This window comes from Nonomuraea diastatica (genome assembly GCF_004349015.1).
In the GTDB taxonomy this organism is placed as follows: Bacteria; Actinomycetota; Actinomycetes; order Streptosporangiales; family Streptosporangiaceae; genus Nonomuraea; species Nonomuraea diastatica.
Window position 1 is genome coordinate 1 of the sequence record NZ_SMKP01000023.1, and the last position, 26,342, is coordinate 26,342.

At 69.6% G+C, this 26,342-nt stretch carries 29 protein-coding genes and 1 pseudogene; 20 read left to right on the forward strand and 10 right to left on the reverse strand.

Annotated elements, in window-relative coordinates; genetic code table 11:
- From E1294_RS10730 to E1294_RS10740, 3 genes are all read left to right on the forward strand, one after another.
- Positions 1-502, forward strand: a 502-nt coding sequence (locus E1294_RS10730) for a universal stress protein (protein WP_132507378.1), incomplete at its 5' end; no start/stop codon positions are given.
- 184 nt (positions 503-686) lie between these two features.
- Positions 687-2,039, forward strand: coding sequence for a cytochrome ubiquinol oxidase subunit I (locus E1294_RS10735; protein ID WP_132507380.1), 1,353 nt, complete (start codon positions 687-689; stop codon positions 2,037-2,039).
- A complete protein-coding gene (locus E1294_RS10740; protein WP_132507382.1) occupies positions 2,032-2,394 on the forward strand; it encodes a cytochrome d ubiquinol oxidase subunit II in 363 nt (120 codons plus the stop codon). Before E1294_RS10735 ends, E1294_RS10740 begins: the two co-directional genes overlap by 8 nt.
- A gap of 33 nt (positions 2,395-2,427) precedes the next feature.
- Here the strand turns inward: E1294_RS10740 and E1294_RS10745 are convergent, their stop codons facing one another.
- The 3 genes from E1294_RS10745 to E1294_RS10760 form a co-directional block, all read right to left on the reverse strand.
- The gene (locus tag E1294_RS10745; RefSeq protein WP_132507384.1) at positions 2,428-3,117 is read right to left on the reverse strand and encodes a FadR/GntR family transcriptional regulator; all 690 of its coding nucleotides are present in this window, start codon (positions 3,115-3,117) and stop codon (positions 2,428-2,430) included.
- Positions 3,118-3,327: 210 nt separating this feature from the next.
- Positions 3,328-5,238 (reverse strand): sialidase family protein, encoded by a 1,911-nt coding sequence (locus E1294_RS10750; protein ID WP_220447656.1) that lies wholly within the window; start codon positions 5,236-5,238, stop codon positions 3,328-3,330.
- Positions 5,239-5,985: 747 nt separating this feature from the next.
- The gene (locus E1294_RS10760; protein WP_132507386.1) at positions 5,986-6,288 is read right to left on the reverse strand and encodes a hypothetical protein; all 303 of its coding nucleotides are present in this window, start codon (positions 6,286-6,288) and stop codon (positions 5,986-5,988) included.
- A 113-nt stretch (positions 6,289-6,401) separates the two neighbouring features.
- On the opposite strand from E1294_RS10760, the gene E1294_RS10765 reads away from it, so the two are divergent.
- From E1294_RS10765 to E1294_RS10790, 6 genes are all read left to right on the forward strand, one after another.
- Complete coding sequence (locus E1294_RS10765; protein ID WP_281284408.1) at positions 6,402-6,803, forward strand: SDR family oxidoreductase; 402 nt, start codon at positions 6,402-6,404, stop codon at positions 6,801-6,803.
- A 257-nt stretch (positions 6,804-7,060) separates the two neighbouring features.
- Entirely contained in the window at positions 7,061-7,189 is a 129-nt protein-coding gene (locus E1294_RS57110) for a hypothetical protein (protein WP_281284409.1), read from the forward strand.
- Positions 7,190-7,549: 360 nt separating this feature from the next.
- Entirely contained in the window at positions 7,550-8,080 is a 531-nt protein-coding gene (locus E1294_RS10775) for a toxin-antitoxin system HicB family antitoxin (RefSeq protein ID WP_132507388.1), read from the forward strand.
- Complete coding sequence (locus E1294_RS10780) at positions 8,080-9,018, forward strand: DUF4097 family beta strand repeat-containing protein (RefSeq protein WP_246082936.1); 939 nt, start codon at positions 8,080-8,082, stop codon at positions 9,016-9,018. The genes E1294_RS10775 and E1294_RS10780 overlap by 1 nt, the downstream gene beginning before the upstream one ends.
- A 17-nt stretch (positions 9,019-9,035) precedes the next feature.
- Complete coding sequence (locus E1294_RS10785; RefSeq protein WP_132507390.1) at positions 9,036-10,001, forward strand: ATP-binding cassette domain-containing protein; 966 nt, start codon at positions 9,036-9,038, stop codon at positions 9,999-10,001.
- Positions 9,998-10,801, forward strand: coding sequence for an ABC transporter permease (locus tag E1294_RS10790; RefSeq protein WP_132507392.1), 804 nt, complete (start codon positions 9,998-10,000; stop codon positions 10,799-10,801). The genes E1294_RS10785 and E1294_RS10790 overlap by 4 nt, the downstream gene beginning before the upstream one ends.
- A 53-nt stretch (positions 10,802-10,854) precedes the next feature.
- On the opposite strand, the gene E1294_RS10795 is transcribed toward E1294_RS10790, so the two are convergent.
- Complete coding sequence (locus E1294_RS10795; RefSeq protein ID WP_165977216.1) at positions 10,855-11,463, reverse strand: TetR family transcriptional regulator; 609 nt, start codon at positions 11,461-11,463, stop codon at positions 10,855-10,857.
- A gap of 67 nt (positions 11,464-11,530) precedes the next feature.
- On the opposite strand from E1294_RS10795, the gene E1294_RS10800 reads away from it, so the two are divergent.
- The 4 genes from E1294_RS10800 (at position 11,531) to E1294_RS10815 (ending at position 15,223) form a co-directional block, all read left to right on the forward strand.
- Positions 11,531-12,445 carry an SDR family NAD(P)-dependent oxidoreductase gene (locus E1294_RS10800; protein ID WP_132507396.1) on the forward strand — a complete coding sequence of 305 codons (915 nt, stop codon included), beginning with the start codon at positions 11,531-11,533 and terminating at the stop codon, positions 12,443-12,445.
- Between the two features lie 219 nt (positions 12,446-12,664).
- Entirely contained in the window at positions 12,665-13,480 is an 816-nt protein-coding gene (locus E1294_RS10805) for an SDR family NAD(P)-dependent oxidoreductase (RefSeq protein ID WP_132507398.1), read from the forward strand.
- 563 nt (positions 13,481-14,043) lie between these two features.
- Complete coding sequence (locus E1294_RS10810) at positions 14,044-14,946, forward strand: NAD(P)-dependent oxidoreductase (RefSeq protein WP_220447657.1); 903 nt, start codon at positions 14,044-14,046, stop codon at positions 14,944-14,946.
- 10 nt (positions 14,947-14,956) lie between these two features.
- On the forward strand, positions 14,957-15,223 hold the full coding sequence (locus tag E1294_RS10815) for an MFS transporter (protein ID WP_132507400.1): 267 nt from the start codon (positions 14,957-14,959) through the stop codon (positions 15,221-15,223).
- A gap of 328 nt (positions 15,224-15,551) precedes the next feature.
- Here E1294_RS10815 and E1294_RS10820 read toward each other — a convergent pair whose 3' ends face one another.
- Entirely contained in the window at positions 15,552-16,730 is a 1,179-nt protein-coding gene (locus E1294_RS10820) for a cytochrome P450 (protein ID WP_132507402.1), read from the reverse strand.
- 167 nt (positions 16,731-16,897) lie between these two features.
- Between E1294_RS10820 and E1294_RS10825 the strand changes: the two genes are divergently transcribed.
- The gene (locus tag E1294_RS10825) at positions 16,898-17,575 is read left to right on the forward strand and encodes a TetR/AcrR family transcriptional regulator (protein ID WP_165977217.1); all 678 of its coding nucleotides are present in this window, start codon (positions 16,898-16,900) and stop codon (positions 17,573-17,575) included.
- Between the two features lie 106 nt (positions 17,576-17,681).
- On the opposite strand, the gene E1294_RS10830 is transcribed toward E1294_RS10825, so the two are convergent.
- Positions 17,682-18,257, reverse strand: a complete 576-nt coding sequence (locus E1294_RS10830; protein WP_132507406.1) for a TetR/AcrR family transcriptional regulator C-terminal domain-containing protein — start codon at positions 18,255-18,257, stop codon at positions 17,682-17,684.
- Between the two features lie 21 nt (positions 18,258-18,278).
- On the opposite strand from E1294_RS10830, the pseudogene E1294_RS55640 reads away from it, so the two are divergent.
- Positions 18,279-18,515 (forward strand): annotated as a pseudogene (locus tag E1294_RS55640) (DUF418 domain-containing protein); the annotation flags it as partial.
- A 34-nt stretch (positions 18,516-18,549) separates the two neighbouring features.
- Here the strand turns inward: E1294_RS55640 and E1294_RS55645 are convergent.
- Positions 18,550-18,948 (reverse strand): winged helix-turn-helix transcriptional regulator, encoded by a 399-nt coding sequence (locus E1294_RS55645; RefSeq protein ID WP_132507408.1) that lies wholly within the window; start codon positions 18,946-18,948, stop codon positions 18,550-18,552.
- Between the two features lie 162 nt (positions 18,949-19,110).
- On the opposite strand from E1294_RS55645, the gene E1294_RS10845 reads away from it, so the two are divergent.
- Entirely contained in the window at positions 19,111-20,562 is a 1,452-nt protein-coding gene (locus E1294_RS10845; protein WP_246082937.1) for an MFS transporter, read from the forward strand.
- 80 nt (positions 20,563-20,642) lie between these two features.
- Here E1294_RS10845 and E1294_RS10850 read toward each other — a convergent pair whose 3' ends face one another.
- Positions 20,643-20,996, reverse strand: coding sequence for a winged helix-turn-helix transcriptional regulator (locus E1294_RS10850; RefSeq protein WP_132507412.1), 354 nt, complete (start codon positions 20,994-20,996; stop codon positions 20,643-20,645).
- Between the two features lie 169 nt (positions 20,997-21,165).
- Here E1294_RS10850 and E1294_RS10855 point away from each other — a divergent pair, with 169 nt between their 5' ends.
- On the forward strand, positions 21,166-22,056 hold the full coding sequence (locus E1294_RS10855; protein ID WP_132507414.1) for an NAD(P)-dependent oxidoreductase: 891 nt from the start codon (positions 21,166-21,168) through the stop codon (positions 22,054-22,056).
- Positions 22,057-22,128: 72 nt separating this feature from the next.
- Here the strand turns inward: E1294_RS10855 and E1294_RS10860 are convergent, their stop codons facing one another.
- The gene (locus tag E1294_RS10860; RefSeq protein WP_132507416.1) at positions 22,129-22,710 is read right to left on the reverse strand and encodes a TetR/AcrR family transcriptional regulator; all 582 of its coding nucleotides are present in this window, start codon (positions 22,708-22,710) and stop codon (positions 22,129-22,131) included.
- An 86-nt stretch (positions 22,711-22,796) separates the two neighbouring features.
- Between E1294_RS10860 and E1294_RS10865 the strand changes: the two genes are divergently transcribed.
- A complete protein-coding gene (locus tag E1294_RS10865) occupies positions 22,797-23,657 on the forward strand; it encodes an NAD(P)-dependent oxidoreductase (protein ID WP_132507418.1) in 861 nt (286 codons plus the stop codon).
- 75 nt (positions 23,658-23,732) lie between these two features.
- On the opposite strand, the gene E1294_RS10870 is transcribed toward E1294_RS10865, so the two are convergent.
- Positions 23,733-24,368 carry a TetR/AcrR family transcriptional regulator gene (locus E1294_RS10870; protein ID WP_165977218.1) on the reverse strand — a complete coding sequence of 212 codons (636 nt, stop codon included), beginning with the start codon at positions 24,366-24,368 and terminating at the stop codon, positions 23,733-23,735.
- 133 nt (positions 24,369-24,501) lie between these two features.
- Here E1294_RS10870 and E1294_RS10875 point away from each other — a divergent pair, with 133 nt between their 5' ends.
- The gene (locus tag E1294_RS10875) at positions 24,502-25,722 is read left to right on the forward strand and encodes a cytochrome P450 (protein ID WP_132507422.1); all 1,221 of its coding nucleotides are present in this window, start codon (positions 24,502-24,504) and stop codon (positions 25,720-25,722) included.
- Between the two features lie 310 nt (positions 25,723-26,032).
- Complete coding sequence (locus tag E1294_RS10885) at positions 26,033-26,305, forward strand: VOC family protein (RefSeq protein WP_132507424.1); 273 nt, start codon at positions 26,033-26,035, stop codon at positions 26,303-26,305.
- Positions 26,306-26,342 lie beyond the last annotated feature (37 nt).

A 26,342-nucleotide genomic window follows, 5' to 3' on the forward strand; every position in this document is an offset into this window, starting at 1 on the left:
CAGCCGGGGGGTCGCCGGACACGCCACCGGACCGGTCGTGATCGTCCGCGGGCCGTCCGTCGTGGGGTATGGGCGGGTGGTCGTCGGAGACGACGGCTCCGACGACTCCGAGGCCGCCGTGACGTACGCCATCGACCAGGCCCGCGTCCGCTACCTGCCGTTGCACGTCGTGTTCGCCTGGCAGATGCCGATCGCCCCGCCGTTGGCGGCCGGATACAGCATGATCATCGAGACCGTCCGCGAGCAGGATCTCCGCAGGGCGGCCGAGCGCGTGGCGCCCTGGCAGGAGGCGAACCCGGATGTCGAGATCGTCGGCGAGCAGGTCGCCGGCCATCCGGCCGACGTCCTGATCCGGGCGGGCGGGACGGCGGATCTGGTGGTGGTGGGCTCGCGCGGCCTGGGCGGCTTCGCCTCCGCGGTGCTCGGCTCGATCAGCCACGCGGTGCTGCACCACGTGACCTGCCCGGTCGCCGTGGTACGACCCCGGACGCAAAAGGTGTGAGCCGCCGGTGGCGGCTGACGCGGCCTCGGCCGCCCGAGGTGCCCGGCGAGCCTCGCAGGGAGTTACGGAAGGCTGCTTATAGTGTCGATCGCAGGCGCCTCCACCATGCCGGAGGTCTTCGACATGCACCGGACCCAGCCGCCGGCGGTACGCGTGGTCGGCACGGCCAGAGGTGAGAGACGACATGAGCGCGACGATCACGGCTCTCGGTGGCGCGTTCGCATCGATCGACCAGGAATATCTGTTCGAGGCGCGGCAGATGCAGGCGCTGTCGCTCGCCGTGCACATCCCGCTGGTGTGCTTCGGGATCGCCTTTCCCGCGATGGTCCTGTTCTGCGAGTGGCGTTACCTGCGGACCGGGGACCTGCTCTTCCGTACGCTCGCCAGGCGCTGGTCGAAGGTGATGCTGGCGTTGTTCGCCATCGGCGTCGTGACCGGGACGATCCTCAGCTTCGAGCTGGGGCTGCTGTGGCCGGGTTTCATGGCCGGTTTCGGCGACGTGTTCGGGCTGGGGTTCACGCTGGAGGGCTTCTCGTTCTTCACCGAGGCGATCTTCATCGCGATCTACGTGTACGGGTGGGACCGGTTGCGGCCGCTGCCGCACTTCCTGGCGGGCATCCCCGTGGCGATCGCGGGAGTCTTGGGGTCACTGTTCGTGATCTCCGTCAACGGCTGGATGAACCACCCGGCCGGTTTCAGGATGCAGGACGGCCGTGCCGTCGACGCGGACCCGTGGTCGGCGTTGTTCGCCAACGGCTATTTCTGGCACGAGTTCGTCCACATGTATTTCGCCGGTTTCATCGTCGCGGGATTCCTCGTCGCCGCCCCGTACGCGTGGGGTTTCCTGCGCGGCCGCCGGGACCGTTACCGCCGCACGGCCCTGACGGTCGCGCTGTCGGCCGCGGCGGTCGCCGCGCCGCTGCAGGTGATCATCGGTGACTGGGCCGCGCGCGAGGTCGCGCAGCACCAGCCGGTGAAGCTGGCCGCGCTGGAAGGGCTGGGGCAGACCATCCGCGGCGCGCCCGAGCACCTGCTGGGCTGGTACGACGGCCAGGAGGTCGTCTACGGCGTCGCGATCCCGCGCCTGCTGTCGCTGCTGGCCTTCCACGACCCGAACGCGACGGTTCAGGGCCTCGACACGGTGCCGGTGGAGGATCAGCCGCCGGTCAACGCCGTACGCCTGGCCTTCCAGGGCATGGTCGGCATCGGGACGCTGCTCGCGCTGCTCAGCCTCATCTACCTCTACGTCCGGTTGCGTCACCAACGGCTGCCCCGCTCACGCTGGTTCCTCCGCGCGGTCGTCCTGGCGGGCCCCCTGTCGGTCGTCGCGCTCATCTGCGGGTGGATCACCACCGAGGTCGGCCGCCAGCCCTGGATCGTGTACGGGATCATGCGAACCAGCCAGGCGGTCACCGGCGCGTCAGGAATACCCATCGGCTACGGCACCCTGGTCGTGGTCTACCTGGGACTCGCCGGCGGCGTCGCATGGTTGCTGCACCGCTTCAGCCGTGTGCCGATCGAGGACCACGATGGCTGAGCTCCCCATGGTGTTCATCCTCGCCGGTCTGGCCGCGTACACGGTGCTGGCCGGCGCGGACTTCGGCGCGGGGCTGTGGACGCTGCTGGCCGGCCGGGGAGAAGCCGGTCACCAGGCGATCCGGCACCACGCGCGCCACGCGATGGGACCCGTGTGGGAGGCCAACCACGTCTGGCTGATCTACGTGTCCGCATTCGCCGGCGGCCTGCCCGTCGCCGATCACACGCCAGGCCTGCTCACGCCCGTGGCGCTGGCGGCCGGGCTGGGGCTGTGCGCCGTGCTCGGGGCGTACGCGCACCTCGCCATGAGCCGGCGCCGCAACGCCGACGCCGCCCTCCGCGTGGGCGACCCTTGACCAGGACACCCGGCCCGAATAGGTCGGTGCGGGTCAGGTCGGCGCGGGGAGCGGCCGGGCCGTCGCGCGCGCGATGCGCGCCTTGACGTCGCGGAAGTGCAGCCGCATCGCCTCCCGGGCAGCCTCGGTGTCCCGGGCGCGCAGCGCCGCCACGATCCGGCGGTGGTTGACGATGATCTCCGCGGTCCGCTCCTCCGGCGGGCCGAGGGTCGGCTCGACCTCGTGGTAGACGTCCCAGAACAGGCCGATCAGCTGCAGCACCAGCTCGTTGCCGCACGATTCGTACAGCAGCGCGTGGAACGCCCGATCGGCTTCACGGTCGCGATCCATGCCGTTGACCAGGGCGTCCAACGCCGCGAGGCGGGTGGCGCTGGTGCTCTGGGCCACCTGGCCGATCAGCCCGGTCTCGAGCAGCTCGCGGACCTCGACCAGATCGTGCAGCGCGCGGATCCCGCCACCCTGGCCAGCACGCACCTGGAAGGCGAGCGACGGAGTCAGTACGTCGAGCGACGCGTGGCCGACGAACGTCCCATGTCCGTGCCGTATCTCGACGATGCCTAGCGCCCGCAGGGCCCGCACGGCCTCACGGACGCTGTTGCGGCTCGCCCCGAGCAGGTCCATCAGTTGCACTTCGGTCGGCATCGGCGCCCCGGGGGCCAGGCCGCGATCGTGGATCAGGGTGACGATGCGCTCCTGAAGCGACGCGCCGTCACGCGTAGGCATGCTGCCTCCAGGCTCGTCGAAGACCTTGTGTCGAACATCCCACCTCTCGGTCGCCGAGAGCCAGGCGGTGGAGGAGATTTTACGCCGACTACACGGGCGAGCCACCGGAGGAACACCGCGTGTTCGCCGCTCGTTCGAAACGTAGGATGTCCGCCGTGCGCCGATCGGTCGGCGGCCTCCGTGAGCGCCATCGCCTGGCGGTTCGTGTCCTCAGCCGACGTGATCGAACGGCAGCCGCAGCCCGAGCCGACCGCCGATCGGGAGGTTCCGCTGCCGGATCAGGTCCAGTTCGGCGCCGGTGAGGGCGCGCCGGTAGACGCGTACCTCGTCCAGCGTCCCGCGGAAGCGGTCCGCACCGTCCAGCCGCTGCCCGACGTGGATTCCGTCGAGCCCGAACTCCTTGCCGAGCGTCAGCGAGCCGTCCGGCACCGGCGCCGACGAGACCTGTACGCCGTCCACCAGGAGCCGGAGCTCGCCGCGTACCCGCTGGAGCGCCACGAAGTGCCACTGCCCGTCGTTGTACGCGCTCGGCGACTGCACGGCCACGTCGAACCGGTCGACGGCGAGCACCGCCCGGATGCGGTTGGCGGCCGGTTCGGCCCGCAACCACAGCGCCGGCGGGTTGGTGCCCCGGTCCACCCGGTGGAACCAGAGGATCGCGTGCGCGCCGGTCGTTTCCGAGTACCGGATCCATGAGGTCAGCGTGAAGTCCTTCGCGCCGAGGTCGATGGACTCGTCGAACGCCACCTCCGCCCGGTCGTCCGCCCGGTCCAGGGCCAGCCCGTTGCCGAACCGTCCGTCGGTGGTCCGCGCACCACCGCGGACATACGTCTTGTTGCGGTACGGCGACACGTCCGGCGTCGTCGGGCCGGGCGCGGGGGGTCCGGGGATGCCGGGCGGGGTGCCGTTCGGCGTCTCCAGGTACGCCTCGTTGAACCGCGCGAACCGGATCTGCTCGTACGGCGACACGTCGCCGGCCTCGTACATCAGGGCCGCCTCGTCGCCGTCCAGCCGCACCATGTCCGAGTACGCCGACGGCCCCCAGTGGAAGACCTTGCCCTCCTCCCAGGTCTCGAAGCGGCCCCCCTCGTCGTAGGACGACCGGATTCCCATCGCCTCCCGGGCGCCCGGGTGCATCGGCGAGGAGAAGAGGATGTGCTTCTCGCCGAACCGCAGCAGCGACGCCTGGACGTCGGTCGTCGCCAGCGCCGGCACGGTGCGGAACGGGACATCCCACGTCTCGCCGCTGTCGCTGCTGGTCGCGTACGCCCGGCTGCCCTCATCGGTGCCGCGCTCGCGGGCCGAGGCGTAGATCCGCCCATCGTCGAGCTCGACGACGGTGACCTCCTGGGCGATCATCGTGCCGTCGTCGTAGGACGTCTCGGCGCCGATGTTCCAGGTCACCCCGTTGTCGTCGCTGTAGAGCAGGTGCGTGCCGTAGACGTGCTCGCCGACCCGGTCCCAGCTTTCGTAACTCGCCCCGACGACCAGCCGGCCGACGTGCGGGCCGTGCTTGAGCTGGATGCCGTGCATCGGGCCGGTGGCGTACCAGAAGTTCCACTCCGGACGCTTGCCCTCGGTCATCTCCCTGGCGGCCGACCAGGTCACCCCGTGGTCGTCGCTGAACTGCACCCAGGGATCGCGGTCACAGCCGTTCGGGCACGGCTCCGCACCGTTGTGGGTGCTCACCAGCACGACCCGCCCCGTGCGCTCGTCGATGATCGGCACCGGGTTGCCGTGGGTCGTGCCGTTCCCCTCCGAGACCACCTGCAGAGGTCCCCAGGTCCGCCCGCCGTCGGCGGAACGGCGCAGCACGAGGTCGATGTCCTCGTCGTCGCCGCAGTCCTTCACCCGTCCCTCGGCGAAGGCCAGGAGCGTGCCGTCCGTGGCCCGCACCACGGCGGGGATCCGGAAGCAGGCGTATCCGAAGTCGCCCTGCTTGTAGAGCACCTGCTCGTCCGCGAACGGTGCGGTGCCGCCGGTCTCGGGGGCCTCCGTCGGCGCCGCGGTCGCCGGCGCGCCGAACACGCCGACGAGTAAGCCCGCGAGCACCATCACGGCGCCCGCCCGTCGGCGCCGGAAGCGCCCGGCACGGCTCTCCGGGGGGTGACCATCGTGCATCTCTTCGCCCTTCCTGGCAGAGAAAGTTTGAAAGGACATCCTACGTCCAACGTCCGATGTTGAAGAGACCTTGAACAGAGAATGTTCGCCAGGGGACGGAGGGATTGCCGAATTATGACGGCATGCCGGCGCCAGAGCCGGTGCGGGGTCCCGGGCCGGACCGCGGATCTGCAGATCGAGGTCTTTCTGGGCAGTCGACGGTTTCGTCGTGATCCAGCCCACCCACCTCGATGCGATGATGCTGAGGCGGACCACCCGGAGGCGCCGTTGTACTGGCGGTCCCGAGCCGAGGACATGCGCCACATCCTCGATCACCTCGGCCAGATCGAGACCGCCGTTCCTGGGCTCGGTGGACGCCTTGACCGGAGCAGGGTCGCCGCGGCCGGGCCTTCCTGGGCGGGCACACGGCCGACATGTTGTGCGGCCAGGGGGTCACCGATCTTGGTCGACGGGACGGACGACCAGAAAACCCGGCCCTTATCCGATCGCGAGGACCGGCGTGCCGAGGCGTACTTCCAGAGCCCCGGCCCCACGCTCCTGCTGACGTTGTCCGGGGCGGAGCACGCTCTCGGCGGAATCTCCATGTACGACGCGGCGGAGACGACCGACGAGAACCCCCGAACGGGTCGCGGCGCCGCGGGCGGGGGTGCACGCGGCGACGGCGAGTGCCGCGCCGGCGGCGCTCCCCACCTGACGGAAGAACATGGTGGCCGACGTGGGCGCGGCGGGCCCCTTACTGTGCGGCCGTCAGCAGGTGTCAGCTCCGTCGAAGGTGCGAGGGCCCCGTGCGACCTGGGAGTAGATGGTGTGTCCCGGGTTGACGGTGTGGCAGGCGCCGTCGGTGCCGCGCGCCCATTTGATCTTTAGTCGTAGTCGGTGACCGCAGTCGTTGCGCGCGTAGCCCTTCTTGGTGATGGAGCCCGTGGTCTGCCAGACGGCCACGCACGAGGGGGCATTGCCCGCCGGCGCGGCGGCGGTGGCCGGAGGTGTTGCGGCGAAGACGCCGGTGAGGGTGAGTGCGGTGAGGGCGGCTCTGGTGATCTGTCGCACGAGGTGGTGCTCCTATCTCGGTTGGCCGTGGACGGGCACAGAAGCGAAGATCCCAGATGGGTAACGGCATGGGCACGGTCGGGCAGCACAGTGTCTGACCTGCTGTTCTGGCAGTGTCATCGGTAACGTTTGGATGGCGGCGCAGAGAATGTGGGCGCACCTGGTCAAAAGACCGAGCCGGTTCGGCCCCGGCCTCGGGTGAGCCCGGCGGGCGGCTGGTGCTCATCGGCAGCGTCGCCGGGCTGAAGAACAGCCCCGCCAACCTCTACTCGGCGACCAAGTGGGCCGTCACCGGACTCGCCGAGAACCTGCGGATGTACGCCACAACCCGTGGCATCGGCATCACCCTCGTCAATCCTGGCATGATCGACACCCCCTTCTGGCCAGGCGACAGCGCACCCTCTTTCGCCATGCCTCCCCAGCACGTCGCCGAGGCCATCTGCTTCGCCCTCGACCAACCGGCGGGCGTCGACCTCAACACCCTGACCATCCGGCCGATCGGGCAGCCCGTATGACCCACGGGGCGCACGGGCCGGTCAACCCCCGCGCCCCGTCGGGCGATCACCTACGGCGTGGTGGTCGCCCAGGTCGCCGTCGACGAACACCTCGTATCGAGCATGACGAGAAAGCCGAATCGATCAGGCGGTCCCTCGCCATCCAGACCGACGGACGCGCGACCCTGGCCAGGCTCGCCCAGAGCATCCAGCTCAGTGTCTCGGGCCACGCGGATCCGGCTGCGCGCATTGGAGGAGCAGGGAGTCATCGGGACTATTTGGAGATCGTCGCCACCGGCATGAGCGACCTCGAGCGGATCACCTCCGAACTCGCCCGTGTCGGCTCCATCACCACCGACCTGGTCTACAGGATGATCGTCGACCGCCCCATCCCTCTGCTCACCTGACTCCGGCGCCGGTGACGCCGTTCACACCCTGACGCCGGCGCGCCGGCCTGCGATGCGCCTTTTCGCCGCGAGAGGACCGTGCTCGGGCCGGACGTCCTCGGGCAAGCGCCGAACGTGGTCGGTCCCCGCGGTGGGGGATCTCCTCCGAGGATGGGAAGCGTGCCACCTGCTGAGGGCACCTCGACGCCGGCACCCTCCTGCGCGACCTCACCTAGCCGCGGGCCGCTTTCAGCGGCCGCCGGCCCGCACCGGTCGCCGGGCCGATGACGATCCCCTGCAGAAGCTCGTCGCGTCTCCATGACGCCATGGGCGCCGCCTTCCGCGCTTGCTGTGACGCCATAGTGATGCCATTATGGCGTCATGAACCTTGCGCCGTATGTCGATCACCTCCGCCGCGAACTCGCGATCGCTGCAGGGGCGGGCGGCGAGGAAGCACGTGCGCTGGCGGAACGTCTCGCCGCGACGCTTGAGTCGGCCACCCGGCTCGCGCTGCTGGAGGCTCTGTCAGCCGCGGCGGACGAGATCACCCAGGACCTCGCACCAGGCGCTGTCGAGGTGCGCCTGCGCGGGCGCGACCCCGCTTTCGTCGTGACGCCACCGCCGAACGCCCGTTCGTTCGAAGAGAAGGGCGAGATCGGGCAGGCCGAGAGGCCGTCCGCCCCGTTGCCACCCCCCGACGCCGATGACGGCGGCACGTCCCGGATCTCGCTCCGGGTTCCCGAGCACCTCAAGCCGCGCATCGAGGAGGCGGCCGCCCGGGACGGGCTGTCGGTCAACGCCTGGCTGGTACGGGCCGTTTCCGCCGCGCTCAATCCCGGTGACGCCGGCCGCCGCTCCGCCCGGCGCCCGGCTCAGCAGGCCGGCAACCGCTACAGCGGCTGGGTGCGCTGATGACCATGCCGATCCACGACAAGGAGACCGCCGTGCCGACCTTCGACACCCCCGAACCCATCGCCGCCGTCATCGACATGGCGACCGCCACCATCCGGATCAACGCGAGCGACCGCACCGACACCGTCGTCGAAGTCAGACCGAGCGACGAGCTCAACGACGCCGACGTGCGAGCCGCCGAGCACACCGAGGCCGAATATGCCGACGGCAGGCTCCTCGTGCGGACCGGCAAGGCGCATGTCGGCTTGACCTCCGGCTGGGGACTTTCGCTCGACAAACTCGTCGAGTCGCCCGCGAGCTGGGCACGTTCGCTGCTGGACGGCCCGGGCTCGGTCGACGTGACGATCGACGTGCCGGCCGGTTCCCGCCTCGATGTCAAGTCGGCGGCGCCCGTCATGTGCCGGGGACCGCTCGGCGAGGTGACGATCGTCACCTCCCACGGAGACATCCGGGTCGAGCAGGCCGGCCGGCTACGGCTGAAGAGCACCTACGGCGACATCTCGGTCACTCGCGCGACCGGACACGCCGAGGTCACCACGACCCACGGTGGCATCCGCATCGGCGAGGTCGACGGCACCGCCGCGGTCAAGACCTCCCACGGCGACGTCCGCCTCCGCGAGGTGACCGGCGAGCTGCGGCTGAACAGCGCCCACGGCGACATGACCGTGGACCGCGCCCTGGCCGGCGTCGCTGTCAAGACTGCGTACGCCAGCGTGGAGATCGGCGAGGCGGTGTCGGGCTCGATCACCATGGAGACCACCGGCGGCGGCCTGGAGCTCGGAATCCGGGACGGCACCGCCGCCTGGCTGGACGTGAGCTCCACGTACGGCACCGTGGACGTCTCCCTCGACCCCAGCGACGTCCCCGCCGAGACAGACCAGGTCGTCGAGGTGCGGGCCCACACCACCCACGGCGACATCGTCATCCACCGTTCCTGACAACCGGGGAGATTCTCATGCCAGACGCGATCGTGGCCGAGGGTTTGATCAAGAAGTACGGCGACGTGGCCGCCCTCGACGGGATGGACCTGACCGTTCCGGAGGGAACGGTGTTCGGGCTGCTCGGCCCGAACGGCGCCGGCAAGACCACCACGGTGCGCATCCTCACCACACTGCTCAAGCCGGACGCGGGGCACGCCACGGTGGCCGGATTCGACGTCGTCCGCGACGCGCCCCGGCTGCGCGCCCACATCGGCGCCTCCGGCCAGTACGCCGCCGTCGACGACCACCTCACCGGCGCCGAGAACCTGGAGATGGTCGGCCGCCTCTACCATCTGGGCACCAGGCGCAGCCGGCAGCGCGCCCGCGAGCTGCTGGAGCGCTTCGACCTGACGGACGCGGCCGAGCGCCCCGTGCAGGGCTACTCCGGCGGCATGCGACGCCGCCTCGACCTGGCCGGCGCTCTGGTCGCCAACCCGCCCGTGTTGTTCCTCGACGAGCCCACCACCGGCCTCGACCCCCGGGCCAGGATCGGCCTGTGGGACGTCATCGCCGAGCTCGTCGCCGAGGGCACGACCGTGCTGCTCACCACCCAGTACCTCGAGGAGGCCGACCGGCTCGCCGACCGCATCGCGGTGGTCGACCACGGGCGCGTGATCGCGCTCGGCACCGCCGACGAGCTGAAGGACCAGGTCGGCGGCGACCGGATTCAGCTGTCGGTGACGAACGCGGCGAACCTGGAGACCGCCGCGAGAACGCTGGCGCCGCTGGCGCTCGGGGACATGCGGATCGATGCCGCCGCCCTGCAGCTGACGATCCCGGTGGCCGGCGGCGCGGCCGCACTGACCCAGGCGCTCGGCCACCTGGCCGCCGAGCGGATCACCGTACGCGATGCCGGCCTGCGTCGGCCGACCCTGGACGACGTGTTCCTGAGCCTGACGGGACACCAGGCCGACGAGAAGACCAAGGAGGCCGTCCGATGAACGCCCTGCAACTGGCCGCCGCCGACGGCATGACGATCGCCAAGCGCAACGCCCTGAAGATCCGCAGAGCTCCCGACCTGCTGGGCGGTGTGGTCATCCTCCCGATCGTGTTCGTGCTGCTGTTCACCTTCGTCTTCGGCAGCATGATCAGCGTGCCCGGCATGTCATACGCGGAATACCTGCTCCCCGGCATCTTCGTCATGACGATCACCTCAAGCGCGCAGATCACCGGTTACACGCTGACGCAGGACCTGCGCAAAGGCATCTTCGACCGGTTCAGGACACTGCCGATGTCGCCCTCGGCGGTGCTGACCGGCCAGACCATCGGCGATGTCCTCATCAACCTGACCAGCATCGTCACCATGGTGCTCGTCGGGCTGCTCGCCGGGTGGCGCATCCACACCTCGCCGTTCGAGGCCGCTCTCGGGTTCCTGATGCTGCTGCTGTTCGCGTACGCCTTCTCCTGGGTGACGGCCACGGTCGCGCTGGCCCTGCGCACGCCCGAGGTCTTCAACAACGTCGCCACCATCGTGTCGCTCCCGCTGGTCTTCCTGTCCAACGCCTTCGTCGACAGCGCGCGGCTGCCCGGTCCGCTGAAGCCGATCGCCGAATGGAACCCGGTCTCCACCCTCGTCCAGGCCGCACGCGAGCTGTTCGGGAACACCAGCCCGGCCATCCCCATGCCCAGTGCCTGGCCGCTGCAGCATGCGGTGCCGGTGTCGCTGCTGTGGTCGGTCGTGCTCCTGGTCGTGTTCGTGCCTCTGGCCACGCGGCTGTACAAAAGGGCCGTCTGTCAATGAACCACGCGACGTGACGCCGCGATCAGCCGTCAGGACGTGCCGGCCCCCGCGCGTCAGGGGAGCGCGTCCATGGCGGTGACGGCGGCGCGGGTGACGACCTCCGGCATGGGCCGGGCCGCCTCGCCGCGGCGCAGGTTGGCCATGGCGGCGGCGATCACCGCACCAGTCACCGAGCCGATGACGGCGTGCGCCTCCAGGTCGTCGAGCTCGCCGGGGAAGGCCGCGGCGAGGGACTCGGCCCACTGGCCCTGGATGTCGAACAACCGCCGCAGCGCCACGGCGCGCAGCGCGGGCACGGTGGCGATGAGCCGGGCGCGGACCGCGACAAGGGGATCGTCAGGGTCGATGCTCCACGCCCCGGCGGCCGTGAACTGCTCCACGACACGCGTGAGCACCTCGCGCACGGACTCGCCGGGCCGCCGCCCGGCCAGCAGCTCGTTGACCGCCTCGACCTGATCCGGCTGGTCGGCGAAGACCAGGTCCTCCTTGGCGGGAAAGTAGGTGAAGAACGTCGCGGGGGAGATCTCGGCCGCCGCGCAGATGTCGGCGACCGTGGTGGCCTCGAATCCCTTCGCCTCGAACAGCCTCAGCCCGGTCTCGATCAGCGTGCGGCGCGTGCGCAGCTTCTTGCGCTCCCGCAACCCCATGCCCTTGTGCTCCATGGCGGCCAGCATAGCGGAAACATCATATAGACTCCGAAAACAGACACGCTCTGACTTTGGAGAAGCTATGGAAATCTCTCCCGGCATCACCGCCTTCGTCACGGGCGGAGCGCAGGGGATCGGGCTCGGCATCGCCCGAGCCCTCGCCCGGCAAGGACTCACAGTGGCGCTCACCGACATCGACGCCGCCGCGCTGGCGCGGGCGAGCGCGGAACTGGCCGCCGTCACCGAGGTGGCCACGTTCGAGCTCGACGTACGCGACCGCGCCGCCTTCACGGTCGTCGCCGACGAGGCCGAACGCCGGCTCGGGCCCGTCCGCGTGCTGGTCAACAACGCCGGTGTGGGCGTGGGGGTGATGCAGACGATCTCCGAGGAGATCTCGTACCCGATCTGGGACCACGTGGTGGGCATCAACCTCGAAGGCGTCAACAACGGCGTGACCACCTTCCTGCCACGCCTGCTGGACCGCGGCGACCCCGCCCACATCGTCAACACCGCCTCGGCCGCGGGACTGGTCGTCTTCCCCGAGCGCAGCTCCGGCTACACCTACCACGCCTCGAAGTACGCGGTCGTCGGGCTCACCGAGGCGCTGCGCCGCGGCCTGCGCGACGAGGGCCGCCCGATCGGGGCCAGCGTCCTGCTCCCCGGCCTGGTCGCCACCAGCGTCGCCGCCAACAGCCTGAACGCGGCGCCGGACACCGTGCTCGCGCCCACCGCCCGCGAGCGGATGCGCCCGATCGCCACCGCCGGTGACGCCGCGCTGGCCGCGCACGGCCGCGACATCGACTCCGTCGGCCACCTGGTCGTCGAGGCCGTCCGCGCCGACGAGCTCTACATCCCCACGGACCGGCTGGCCGCCGGCGCGCTGACCCGGCGGACCGAGGCGCTGCTGGCCTCGATGCCCGCGGGGCGCAGCCCGTACGACGACGCCCTCGGCACGGCGATGAGAGATCGCCGATCGTCGTCTTCGACGGGAGAATGAGCGAGGCGCGCAGCGGACAACCGCACTCTGGAAACGCACCCGTCTCTCCGGCGGAGAGCCGCCGAGCAGGTGCTGTCCGGACAGGAGCCGATCTGGTGTCGGTCGGGTTCCAGTCCCGCAGGAAATCCTGTAGAAGGCGCGCCGCCACGTCGTGCAGGATGGCCACTTTGGCAGCTCCTATGCCGTATAGGTCGAGGTTGCCACGCGGAAGGAGAATCGATGATCGATACAGGGCTGGCGGGAAAGGTCGCGCTGATCACAGGCGCCAATCAGGGCATCGGCGCGGCAGTGGCGGTCGCGCTGGCGGCCGAGGGCGTTTCGGTCTTTCTCACCTACAAGCGGCTGAAGCCGTCGAATGAGGCTGCCTATCCCGAGGCCTACGACCGCGACCGCGCCGCGACCGCCGACGACGTCGTACGCCGCATCCGCGAGGCAGGCGGCACGGCCGAGTCCGCCGAGGCCGACCTGGCCGACCCGGAGGCTCCACGCGACCTGTTCGACCAGGCCGAGAAGGCGTTCGGCCCGGTGGAGATCCTGGTCAACAATGCCAGCGGCTGGCTCAGCGACACTTTCACGCCCACCGAGCGCGACGGCTTCGGCCGCCCGCTGCGGATCGTGGACGCGCAGACCTACGACCGGCAGTTCGCGGTGGACGCGCGCGCCCCCGCGCTGCTGATCGCCGAGTTCGCGCGCCGCCATGTGGCCCGCGGCGCGACCTGGGGCCGCATCATCGGCCTGACCTCCGGCGGCCCTGACGGCTTCCCGACCGAGGTCTCGTACGGCGCGGCGAAGGCGGCCCAGGAGAACTACACCATGTCGGCCGCGCACGAGCTGGGTGCGTACGGCATCACGGCCAACATGCTCTACCCGCCCGTCACCGACACCGGCTGGGTCAACGAGGAGGTCGTCAAGGCGGTCGAGCAGAGCGCGGTGCTGCGGGAGGTCGCGCAGCCGGAGGAGGTGGCCGAGGTGATCACCTTCCTGGCCTCGCACCAGGGGCGCCGGGTGACGGGGCAGCGGCTCAGGATGTACTGAGGTGACGGGCGTCGCTCAGCGGGGTGAGCCCGGTCGCGGTGAGGGCGCCGACCGGCAGGGGAACGGCGGCAGCAAGCACTCGACAACCGGCCGGACCGGGATCGTGATCCATCCAACGGCCGGATTCTGGAAAGTGTGGCTGATCCAGGGTGGGACGTGTCGCTGACAGGGATAGCCACCTTTTTGTGGGTACGTGCCGGGGAGACGGGGTGGCCCGAAGCTTGGTCGTGGCGGCCGGAGGGCCGGCGGGGAAGTGCGACGAGAGGCGCTCATCGGGCACCTTACGCTGTGCGTGGTTCCCCGCGAGTCCTGGGTGAGCACCTTCTCGGTGCGGCCCGGCGGCCGCCGGCGTGTCTCACCGGGGCGACGCGGCGTGGCTTCCCCGAGTCGAACAGACATCCATGCAGGCCGTCGATCCCGCGCGGCGGCGAGTCGGCAAACCCGCCGCGAGCGATCACGTCAGTGCACCTCTTCAGCGCTCGTGCCTGCTGATGACGCCGAAGCAAACCTTGATCGATAAGCACAAGCAGACGCCACGATCCGAACGAAGGAACAGCACAACAATGAGCCAGAACATGTCGCTGCCGCCGGTGACGGTGATCGGTCTGGGCCCGATGGGACGCGCCATGGCCGCGGCGTTCCTCGCCGCCGGTCACCCGACCACGGTGTGGAACCGGAGCGCGGGCAAGGCCGGCGAACTGGTCGCGAGCGGTGCCGCCTGGGTGGACGGCCCGCTGGCCGCACTTGCCGCCAGCGAGGTGAGCGTGATCTGCGTCATCGACGCGAACGCCGTGGACGCCGTCCTCGACCGGGCGCTGGCGGAGTCGGGCGAAGGCGCGCTGCCGGCCACGACACTGGTGAACCTCACCTCCGAGGGCGCGGGCCGTACCCGGGAGCTGGCCGCCCGGGCCGCCGGGCTCGGCCTGGCCTACCTGGACGGCTCGATCATGACCCCGGCCGCGGCCATCGGCACGGAGGCCACCCGCGTCCTCTACAGCGGACCGGCCTCCCTCTTCGAGCGCCACCGCGCCACGCTGTCGGCTCTGGGCGGTACGGCGGCGCACCTCGGGAGCGACCCCGGCCGGGCAGCGACCTTCGACGTCGCTCTGATCAACCTGTTCTGGACCTCGATCGCCGGATTGATGCACTCCTTCGCACTCGCGGCGCGCCAGCAGGTCCCGGCCACCGCGCTGGCCCCGCACGCTCAGCAGATGGCGCAACTCCTCGCCGACCTGCTGCCCGGGCTCGCGGCCGACATCGACGCCGGCCGCTTCTCCGGGGCGTCGTCGGCCTCGATGACCTCGATCGCCGCGAGCCTGGATCACATCGTCCACGCACACGAGGAGGCCCAGGTTCCCGCGACGGTCGTCGCGGCGGTCAAGGACGTGGTCGACGCCGCGGTGGCGGCCGGCCACGGAGGCGACGCCCCAGTCCGCCTGGCCGATTTCCTCACCCGTTCCGGGTGACCTGCCCCTCATGGCCGTACAGGGTGACAGCGCCGTCACGGGGCACTTCGCGGCGTACACGTTCGTCAGGCCGGTGCTGCAGAACCTGTCCGGCATCGACGAGCGGTTCGTCGGCCCGCTGCTGTTCGGATTCGGCATGGCGGGCATCGGGGGAAACTTCATCGCGGGTGTGGCCATCGCGAAGGGGCTGCACCGGACGGTGCTCGCCATCGCCGTCACCTTGGCGGCCGTCGTTCTGCTCTGCCCCGGGGCCGGTCCCGTGCTGCGGGCGCGGTGATACTGCTGGCCGTACAGCGGGGTCTCCGTGAGCCTCAGACGTGGATCAAGACCGCGCCGGCGGCACGATCGTGGACGCCCTGCCGCTCCAGGGCGGTTTCTGGGCTCGCCGGTGTCCTGATCCTGCCGGCCGGGGTGGCGGTGCGGAGCGCATGCGAGAACAAGCGCCTGCGCTGACCCGCGCCGGAGTGGAACGCGTCGCGCGCGGCCTGGAGCAACTCGCCGGGACGAGCCTCAGCGGATGCCGTCGTACGTCTGGTCCTTGGTGCTCTGTGACGGGTTGCTGATGCGGACGCCGTCCGGCGCGTGCCGTGGTGCCGCATGACCGGTCACCAGGCGACCGGCAGCCGGTGGACGCCGTACACCAGCATGTCCGTACGCAGGGGGACATCCTCCGGCGAGACCGCCAGCCGTAGACCGGGGAAGCGGCTGAACAGCGCGCTGTATACCAGCCGCAGCTCGATCCGGGCGAGTTGTTGTCCCAGGCACTGGTGGATGCCGTGGCCGAAGGCGAGTTGCCCGGATGCGCCCCGCCCGAGGTCGAGCCGGTCCGGATGTTCGAACTTGCGCGGGTCCCGGTTGGCCGCGGGCAGGGACACGGTGACCGACTCCCCGGCCTTGATGACCTCGCCCTCGATCTCGACGTCCTCCAGCGCCACCCGGATCGGTCCGATGTGCGGGATCGACAGGTACCGCAGCAGCTCCTCGGCCGCCGCCGCCGGGTCGGCGTGCAGTGCACTCAGCTGGGCGGGCTCGGTCAGCAGGCGGTACGCGCCGAGCGCGATCATGTTCGCGGTGGTCTCATGCCCCGCGATCAGGAGCAGCAGACAGATGTTGATCAGCTCTTCGTCGGTCAGCTCCTCGGTGGCCAGCAGATCGCTGATCAGATCGTCGGCCGGCGCGGCGCGCTTGGCGGCGACCAGCTCACCGAGGAAGGCGTACAGGGAGGCGTAGGCACGCATCACGTCCTCGCCTGCCGATGCGCCACGCATCACGATCGCCGAGTCCCGCTGGAACCGCTCGCGGCCCGCGTACGGCACACCGAGCAGCTCGCAGATGACCAGCGACGGGACCGGCAACGCGAATCCGGCCACGAGGTCCGCCGGTGACCCGTGCCGCGCCAGCTCGTCCAGCTGCTCTTCGGTGATCTTCTCGATCCGCGGCTCCAGCCGGCGCATCCGCGCGAGCGTGAACTGCCCGGTGAGCAGCCGCCGATAGCGGGTGTGCTCCGGCGGGTCCATGTGCACGAACATCCCCGGTTGCGCCAGATCGGCCCCCAATTGGCCCAGCCCCGAAGACAGAGGCTCGTGTTTCAGCTCCGGCCGCGTGCTGAAGCGCGGGTCGGACAGCACAGCGCGCACCGCGGCGTGGCCGAGGGCCAGCCAGCCGAGGTGCCCGTCCGCGTACACGAGCCTGGTCAACGGGCGCAGCCCGCCGAGCCCGTCGGGCGGATCGAAAGGATCGGTACGTGCCGTGGGCAACGTCGTGATCTTCCCCTCAGACCTCATCACATCTCCTCGCGCATAAATAAACCATCGGTTGGTCTATTTTTAGGGGAGCGGTCGATGACGCGCAACCCGGCCCGTCACCGCGATGATGTGCGAGGCCGTAGAAGTGGGGGAGACGCCCCCGTAAAATCAACCGGCGGTCGGTTCGCTGATGGATGGGGAGTGTCGTGGCACGTACGGTCAACGAGGAGGACTACGCCGCGCGGCGTGAGGCGATCCTCCGCGAGGCCCACCGTCTCGTATGCACCAAGGGTTACCAGCAGATGACCATCCAGGACGTGCTAAACGGGCTCGGCATCTCCAAGGGCGCCTTCTACCACTACTTCGACTCCAAGCCCGCGCTGCTCGAAGCACTGGTGGAGCGGATGATGACGCGCTGGGAGCAGGCGCTGACGGCCGCCGCGGGACAGGGGCCGGCGTTGCGGCGGCTGCAAGCCTTCCTGGCGGTGTTCGACCAGGTGAAGATCGAGGACAAGCGGTTCCTCATCTCGGTCCTGCCGGTGATGTACTCCGATGACAACGCCGTGGTACGGCAGAAGTCGCGGGCGGCGGGCACGGCGAGGTTCGTCCCGCTCGTCGATGACATCGTGCGCAGCGGGGTCGCGGAGGGCGTTTTCGACACGCCTTATCCCGACCGGATCGGCCTGGTGGTCCTCACCTTGATCCAGGACCTCACCGAGACCGCCGGCCTCATGGTGCTGCAAGAAGCCGGTGCTGAGGCGATCTCGCGGACCTTCGCCGCGTACGGTGACGTACTCGAACGCGCCCTCGGCGCCCCAGCCGGGTCCTTGCGGCCGATGAACGACGCGACACTCACGGGCTGGCTCTCCACCTTCGACAGATGACGCCGGACAAGGACCCGCCCAGGGCCGGCCCTGCACCTCTGCCACACACCCCGGCCGGGCGGTGGTGACGCGGCCTCCCCGCCGACGGAGCCTCCACCGAGGCTGATCATCCGGCGCGTGCGCCGGACCGGCCTCTGCGTCGGTCGGCTCCCGGGGCGATCAGCGGGGTGAGCCCGTCGAGCAGGCGTTCCATGCCGAGGGTGAAGACCTTGTCGACGTCGGGCGGTCCGGAGACGCTGAACATGACGGGGAAACTGCCTTGGGCCGCGAGGCGCGCGAACTCTGGGTCCTTGGATCTCCACCAGTGCTCGGCGTCCAGCCCGAGCTCGGTCTCCTCCACCGCCGCCTGCATGGCTTGCAGCGCCATGCCCGAGGTGTAGGCGGACAGTACGGTGATGATCTCCAGTGCGGCATCCGGGGAGAGCCCCTGCGCGGTGATCACGCTCATCATCCACTCGGTGTTCGCCATGAGACCTGGGGCCGGCACCGGCCCGGCGACCGGGGTCAACCGGATGGCCCAGGGGTGGTGCCGGTAGATGCCCCACTCCCACAGCATGGCGAGCTCGAGGGCCCGTCGCCAGTCCTCGGGCGGCAGTTCGGGCAGGTCCGCCTCCCGATGGATCGTGTCGATCATCGCCGTCACCAGTTCACGCTTGCCGGCGATGTGCCGGTAGAGCGCCATGGTGCTGACGCGCAGCTCGGTCCCCTGGCGCTGGCCAAGGCCGGGATGCCGGCCCGCCACACCCCGCTGGACGCTTTGATCGCCGGCGGCCTGCACCAGGTGAGCGGCTACGCGTGCGGCCTCGGGTACGCGGCCCTCATCGCCCTCGCCGCACGTCGGCTCGCCGAACGGAGGGGCCCGGTGACCAACGCGCTCGCCGCTCTCGGACAACGGTCCATGACGTTCTATCTCGCCCAGTCGGTGGTGTGGGCGGCGCTCGCTCCCGAACGCGGTGCACAGGGCACCGCCCGTTTCAGCGCATCCCAGCGGGGCCATCCGCCGTCTGGCGGGCCTGTTCAGGATTCGACGGGGACGTGCCGGGACGGTGATCGAGATACCACCGGCCCCATCCGTCGAGCAGGCGGACGATCTCCTCCAGGCTTCTGCCCGTCTCCGTGAGCGCGTAGTCGACCCGGGGCGGCACCTCGCGGTGGACGGTCCGCGAAACGATCCCGTCCTCCTCCAGCTCACGAAGTTGCCGGGTGAGCATGCGCGGGGTGATGCCGGTCATCTCCCGCTTCAGTTCTCCGAATCGGTGCGTGCCTTGCAGCAGCAGTTTGTACACGATCGCCAGTTTCCATCGACCGCCCAGGATCTCCATGGCGACCTCGACCATGCAGTTCTCCGGCTTGTCCGGCAGGTTTGTCCGCATTCCCGTCACCTGTATTGGTATAAGAATCGGCACTATGTCACAAATAAGACAGTACTTGTAGGTTATGTAGCATCTTCCCAGGCTGGGAGCATGCGTGCGAACGTACGGCCCCAAGGGCCTCAAGCGGCTCCGCGGCCCCGCAAGTGGGCGATTCTCGCCACGATGTGCACGAGTCTGTTCCTGGTCGGCATCGACCTGACCGTGCTGCACGTCGCCCTGCCCAGTTTGACCGGAGAGCTGCTGCCGGACGCGACCGCGCTGTTGTGGATCGTCGACGTCTACTCGCTCACGGTGGCCGCGCTGCTGGTGACCTGCGGAACCCTGGGGGACCGGCTCGGCCGTAAGCGCATGGTGCTGACCGGGTTCGCTGTGTTCGGCTGCGCCTCGGCCATCGCGGCGACGTCGGCGACGACCGTCCACCTCATCGGGGCCCGAGCACTGCTCGGCGTGGGTGCTGCCATGATCATGGCGTCCACGGTCGCGATCATCAGGACGGTCTTCCCCGACGGCCGCGAGCGGTCGATCGCCATCGGCGTGTGGACGGCGGCGCACAGCGCGGGCGCCACGCTCGGGCCCATTCTCGGCGGCGTGCTGGTGGAGCGCTGGTGGTGGGGTGCGGTCTTCCTGGTCAACGTACCCATCGTGGCTCTGGTGCTCGCCGTCGGCGTGCGGCTGATCCCCGAGTCCAAGGACCAGGCGCCGCGTCGCTGGAACGCGGCGGACGCGGCGATGTCCGTCGCCGCCCTTGGCCTGATGGTGTACGCGATCAAGCAAGCGGGGGAACCACCGTCGGCGATGTCGGCGGGCGCCGGGGCCCTGGGCGTGGCCTTCCTGGTGCTTTTCGTGCTGCGCCAGCGGCGGGCGTCGGCTCCGCTGCTGGACCTGTCGCTGTTTGCCGAGCGCCACTTCTCCGCCGCGATCGTGGCCGTGCTCGCCTGCTTCGGGTGTTACACCGCGCTGCTGTTCTTCCTCACCCAGTGGCTCCAACTCCTGGACGGGCTGGCTCCCCTTCAGGCAGGGCTGGCGCTCACGCCGCTGGCCGCGGCCAACGCGGTCGGAGCCGGCGGAGCACCGTGGCTGGCGGCTCATTGGGGACGCCGGTCGGCCGTGGTGATGGCGCTGGTGGCCTTCGGCGCCGCGCTGGCCGTTCTTCCATCGGTGCTGAGCGGGCCTGTCGTGCTCGTCGTGCTGATCGTCGCGGGGGCGGCGGCCGGCGTGGTGATGACGCTCGGCGCCGATCTGGCGATGTCGGTGGCCCGCGCGGATAGGGCGGGAGAGGCCGCCGCCATCCAGGAGACTTCGTTCGAGCTGGGGGCGGGGCTGGGGGTCGCGATCCTGGGCACGGCCGTCGCCATCGGATACCGCTCCGCCTTGCCGGCTGTGCCGCCGGGGGCGGACGAGTCTCTCGGCGCGGCCGCCGAGATCGCGCGAACGCTCGCCCCGGCGCAGGCGGCCGAACTTCTCCAGGCGGCGAACGGCGCATTCCGCTCCGGGCTGAGCGCCACACTGACCGGCGCCGCGGCGTTGCTCTGGCTGACCGCGGTCTTGTCGTCGATGTTGTTGCGGGGGCCGTCTCCGGCGCGGATGCCTCGACCGCCTGCTGGTCCACAGTGAGCGGCACCTGCGACAGGTCCTGGCCGCCAGACGGCGGGAGCGCGCGGCCAGACGGTGATCGGGCGAAGGATCCGCGCAGATCACCCCACCTGGTCCCACGGTATGGCCTCGATGCGCTCGATGTGCTCCTCGCCCCACTCCCCGAGCGGCCCCATCGCGGTATTGAGTGATTGACCGAACGCGGTGAGCGAGTACTCCACCTTCGGCGGGACCTGGTGGTAGACCTCGCGATGCAGCAGCCCGGTGCTCTCCATCTCCCGCAACTGCAGAATCAGCACCCGCTCGCTGATGCCGGGCACCGCCCGCCGCAACTCCCCGAAGCGCAAAGGAGCGTCCTGGAGCGCGAACAGGATCAGGCCCTTCCACTTTCCGCCCATGACGGCGATGGCAGCGTCGAGCCCGCAGGTGAACGTCCGCTTCTTTGTCTCCTTCATCGGCCCATACTTACATTCTTGTCAGTACATGGCAAAAATGTAGGTACTTGAGAAAATGTGTGCGGTCCAGTCACCATGAATCGGGCCCGCGGCACGACCTCGACGGTCTCCAAGGAAGCGGGCTCACCTCCTTATCCCTGTGGCTTATCTCTGTGGCTGGAGTATGCATATGACTGCGAAGAACGAGACACCGGTGACCGTCATCGGCCTGGGCTCGATGGGACGGGCCCTGGCCGAGGCCTTCGTCGAGGCCGGACACCCGACCACTGTCTGGAACAGGACCGCCGCCAAGGCCGCGCCCCTCATCGCCATGGGAGCCAGGCACGCGGAGACCATGGAGGAGGCGGTGGCGGCAAGCCCTCTGGTCATCACCTGCCTGACCACCTTCGAGGACACCCGGCTGGCACTGCGGCCGGCCGGCACGTCACTGCGCGGGCGGGCCCTGGTCACCCTCAACAGCGGTTCCCCGGCCGGCGCCCGCGAGACGGCCGCCTGGGCCATCGACCACGGCGCCCGATTCCTGGCGGGGGCGGTCAAGAACGTTCCCTCGGCCGTGGGAGCGCCGGACACCCTGCTGTACTACAGCGGCGACAAGGAGGTCTTCGAGGAGTTCGAGACGACCCTGAAGGTGCTGGGCGGCGACACCGTTCACCTCGGAGACGAGAGCGATCTCGCCGCTCTGTACGAGATGGCGGTGGGTGCCACCCTGCTCCCTGCCCTCGTCGGCTTCTTCCAGGGCGCCGCAGCCATCCAGGCACGCGGGCTGGAGGTGAACACGATGGTGCGCTTCGCCGGCAAGTGGCTGGACATGATCAAGTCACTGCTGCCCGTTTACGCCAAGGAGATCGACAGCGGCGACTACACCGACGGCGCCTCCTCCGTGAACCTCTTCCTGTCCGGGGCGGCCCACGAGGAGGACCTGACCAGGGAGACGAACGTCGACACCGACTGGCTGGCCCCGCTCTATGACCTCGTGAGGCGAGCGGCCGAGGCGGGCCATGGCGAGCACAGCATCTCGGCCCTCACCGAGGTGCTCAGAAAGCCGGCGCGGCAGCCGTGAGGCGGACGGGCCGAGCCCGGACCAAGCGTCCATCCAAGCCGCATCTGACGGGCCGGCCCGGACCGGCTCACCTCACCGGTAGGAGTCGATGAGGCGTGCGAGGTGCCTGCCGGCGATCTCCAGCGGTGCCTCGCTCTGGGACACCTGCGCCGACAACTCCGCGCCCTCCAGCATGTTGATCACGCTGTGGGCGAGATCGTGCGCCACGTCGTCGGCGAAGCCGGCGCGGGCGAGCTTGTCGCGGACCAGCGTGCGCCAGTGCTCGTAGGCGTTCTCCGCGGCCTGTTGGATCTCGGGCACCCGGCCGGCGCTCTCCAGCGCCGTGGTGGTGACGGGACAGCCGTCCAGCCAGCCGGACTCGCGCAGCCCTTTGGCCAGGTCACGGGTGCAGGCGCCGATCGCCGCGGCCGGATCGTCCTCCTGGTCGAACGCGGCGCGCAGGAATTCCGCGAACTCCCTGGCCCCGTGGCGGACCGCCTCGACCGCGAGCTCACGCTTTCCGCCGGGAAAGAAGTGGTAGACCGAACCCAGCGTGGCCTGGGCCTCCTGGGAGATCTGCTTGAGGCCCGTCGCTTCGTACCCCTGCCGCTGCATCAGGCGGGAGGTCGCCCGGACGATGCGCTCCCGCGTGCCACGTTCGTGCTGGGTCCGCATGGTTCTCATCGTACTGGATAGAGCGTTCGTCTTAGTCGTGCTACCGTTCCTCTAAATAGAGCGTTCGTTTTAGTAGGGAGAGCATCATGAGATCTGTGACCGTGATCGGATTGGGCCCCATGGGGCAGGCCATGACCGCTGCCTACCTCGGCGGCGGCTACGAGGTGACCGTGTGGAACCGCACGCCTGCCAGGGCGGACGAGCTGGTGACGCGGGGCGCGAGGAGAGCGGAGTCCGTCGAGGCGGCGCTCACCGCCAACGAGCTGGTGGTGCTGAGCCTGACCGACTACGACGCGATGGACGCCATCCTTGCTCAAGCCCCGCCTGCTGCCCTGAACGGACGTGTCGTGGCCAACCTCACCTCCGACACCCCGGACAGGGCGCGTCAGGCGGCCGCGTGGCTGGCCGGGCGCGGAGCCGTGCAGATCACCGGCGGCGTGCAGGTGCCGCCTCCGGGCATCGGCACGCCGGACGCCATGACCTACTACAGTGGACCCAAAGACACGATCGAGGCGCACAGGCCCGCCCTCGAGGTGCTGACCGGGATCGAATACCTCGGCGAGGACCAGGGTCTGGCAGCGCTGTACTACCAGATCGGCATCGACATGTTCTGGACGGCGCTGGCCGGCTATCTGCACGGTCAGGCGGTGGCGGAGGCCAACGGCATCTCGGCGGAGGACTTCCTGCCGCACGCGATGAAGACCATGAACCTCGGCTATTTCCTGGAGTTCTACGCGCCACGCATCGCCGCGGGCAACCACGAGGGGGACGTCGATCGGGTCTCCATGGGCCTGGCCAGCATGGAACACGTGCAGCGCACCGCACAGGCATCCGGCGTGGACGGCTCACTTCCCGCCGCCGTCCTGAAGCTCTTTCGCGAGGGCGTCGCCGCCGGCCATGGCCAGGACAGCCTCACGAGCCTGGTCGGGGTGCTGAAGCGGCACTGATGTTCTGCCGATCCAGGCTCAGGAGAGGGCCTCGACGCTTCCATGCGCGCTTGCCTGCTCGTCGGACGGGGGTGGTCAGAGTGGTGGACCGAGGACGTCGTTCGGGTCTGCGTCCAGGGCCGGCTTCCCGCGCAGTCCGGTGCCGTCGGCCGAGGAGGCCCGCAGGCTGTCGATGAACAGCTCAAGCTGACGTTCGGTCGCCGCGTCGTTCAGCCTGGCGGCGATCATGGGGAGCGGGCGGGATAGCTTGACCAGCCCGAGCGCGATGTCGGTGATGGTGATATCGCCGCGTAGGCGTCCCTCGCGCTGCGCGGCACGCAACAAGGGACGTAGCCGTCTGATGGCGCTCGCTCGGGCCGCCCGCACCTGTTCGTGAGTGGTCGGGTCCTCGTGCAGGCTCGGAAGCAGGAGCAGGACCAGCGCGCCGATCCGTCGTCGTACGACGACGCGCAGGAGTCGCACCAGCACGCTTTCTGCGTCCGGTTCTTCTTTCTCGGCCGCTTCCAGCTCTTCGGTGATCACCGCCATGTTGTCCAGTACGACGGCTCTGATCAGCGCGCCGCGGTCGGGAAATCGCCGGTACAAGGTAGCGATCCCGACGCCGGCGCGCCGCGCGATCTCCTCCAGTGACGCCTCGGTCCCCTGCTCGATGAAGACCTCTCGGGCAGCGGTGATGACCTGTTCGCGGTTGCGGCGGGCGTCGGCCCGCAACCGCGGAGCACTTTCGGTCATGTTTCCATCCCCTTCCAACATGTGGAGGAATCGCCTCCATATGTGCTAGCTTAGCGCCGGAAACCAAACGGAGGGACAGCCTTCGTTTATGCGCATGTGGAGGATCCTCCTGATGACCGAGGCCATTTCTCGCCACCCGAACGCCGACGACCTCTCCGACTTCCCCTTCCAGCGAAGGTGCCCCTTCGCTCCACCTCCCGAGTACGGTCAACTGCGCGACACCGATCCCGTGTCCAAAGTCCGCCTGCCCGATGGCAGCACCGTGTGGCTGATTACGCGGTACGAGGACGTCCGCACGGTGCTGACAAGCCCGGCCTTCAGCGCCGACGCCACCCGGCCCGGCTTCCCCGCGATCCAGCCCGAGCTGCGGCAACTGTTCAACAATCCGCCCTTCGTCCGCAAGGACCCGCCCCAGCACACCCTTGAGCGGCGCGCCCTCATCGGAGAGTTCACCGTCAAACGCATGAAGGCACTGCGGCCCGGCATCCAGTCGACGGTGGATCAGCTTCTCGACGACATGCTGCGCACGACACCACCGGTGGACCTCGTCCAAGCCCTCGCGCTGCCGGTGCCCTCGCTGGTGATCTGCCGGTTGCTCGGTGTGCCCTACGCCGACCATGAATTCTTCCAAAGCGCGACCCGTACCCTGTTGACCAGGGCGACCACCCGGGAGCAGTTCACAGCCGCCATGGGCTCCCTGTTCGGCTACATGAACGAACTGATCACGCAGAAGCAGCGTCACCCGACCGACGACCTGCTGAGCAGATTGATCACCGGACACTTGGAGCCGGCGGGCGAGCTGAGCCGGGAAAACGTGCTCAAGATGTGCACGCTCCTGCTGCAGGCAGGCCACGAGACCACGGCGAACATGATTGCGCTGGGCACCGTGACGCTGCTGAACAACCCGGACCAGCTGGCCGCTTTGCACGCTGATCCCGGGCTGCTGCCCGGCGCGATCGAGGAGATGCTGCGCCAGCTCAGCATCGCCGATACCGGATCCGTCCGTATCGCGACCGACGACGTCGAGATCTCCGGCACGACGATCCGCGCCGGAGACGGCGTCCTGGCGCTGCTGGGTGCGGCCAATGCGGATCCCGCGGTGTTCGCCGACGCCGAGACGTTCGACCTGCGCCGCGGCGCCCGGCACCACGTCGCCTTCGGCTACGGCATTCACCAGTGCCTCGGGCAGAACCTGGCCCGTATGGAGCTGGAGATCGTGTTCGCCACGCTCTTCGAGCGCGTGCCGAGCCTGCGTCTGGCCACGCCGGTAACGGAGTTGCCCTACAAGCACGATGGCGCGTACGGCGTGTACGAACTGCCGGTCGACTGGTAGCACGTGGTCGCAGACCCTGACCGACCAGGATGTGCGGGCAGGCCGGCCCCATCGACCGGCTCCATCGGCTGATGCAACGGTCCCGGCTCCGCATCCGGCTCATCAGGGCGACGGCGATGTCGGCGGCACGGGGATGGATGCGGTGGCCGGTGCCGCGGATGCGCTCGACGACCATCTCGACGCCGAGCCGGTTGCGCTGGGACCCTCTGCCCGGCGGAGGGCGGCTCGCGCCGCGGTCAGGATCGTACGCAGCGTCGGCTCCTCGCGCCGGTCCCGGCCCCACAACAACCCCCGGAGTGAGAGGACGAGCATGAGCGTCGAGTTGAACCACACCATCGTGCATGCCCGCGACAAGGCCGTCTCGGCCGCGTCCTTGGCGAGGATCCTGGACTTGCCTCTTGGTGTTCCCTGGGGCCCGTTCCTGCCGCTGACGCCGGCCAACGGGGTCACGCTGGACTACGTGGACGTCGGGGAGAACGAGATCCAGCCGCAGCACTACGCGCTCCTGATCAGTGACGAGCACTTCGACTCGGCCTTGGCGCGCCTCCGCGCCCGCACACTGACCGGTGAGAAGCCATGCTGATCGGGCCTGCCGGCCGCGCCCGCGGTGTCCCGGATGC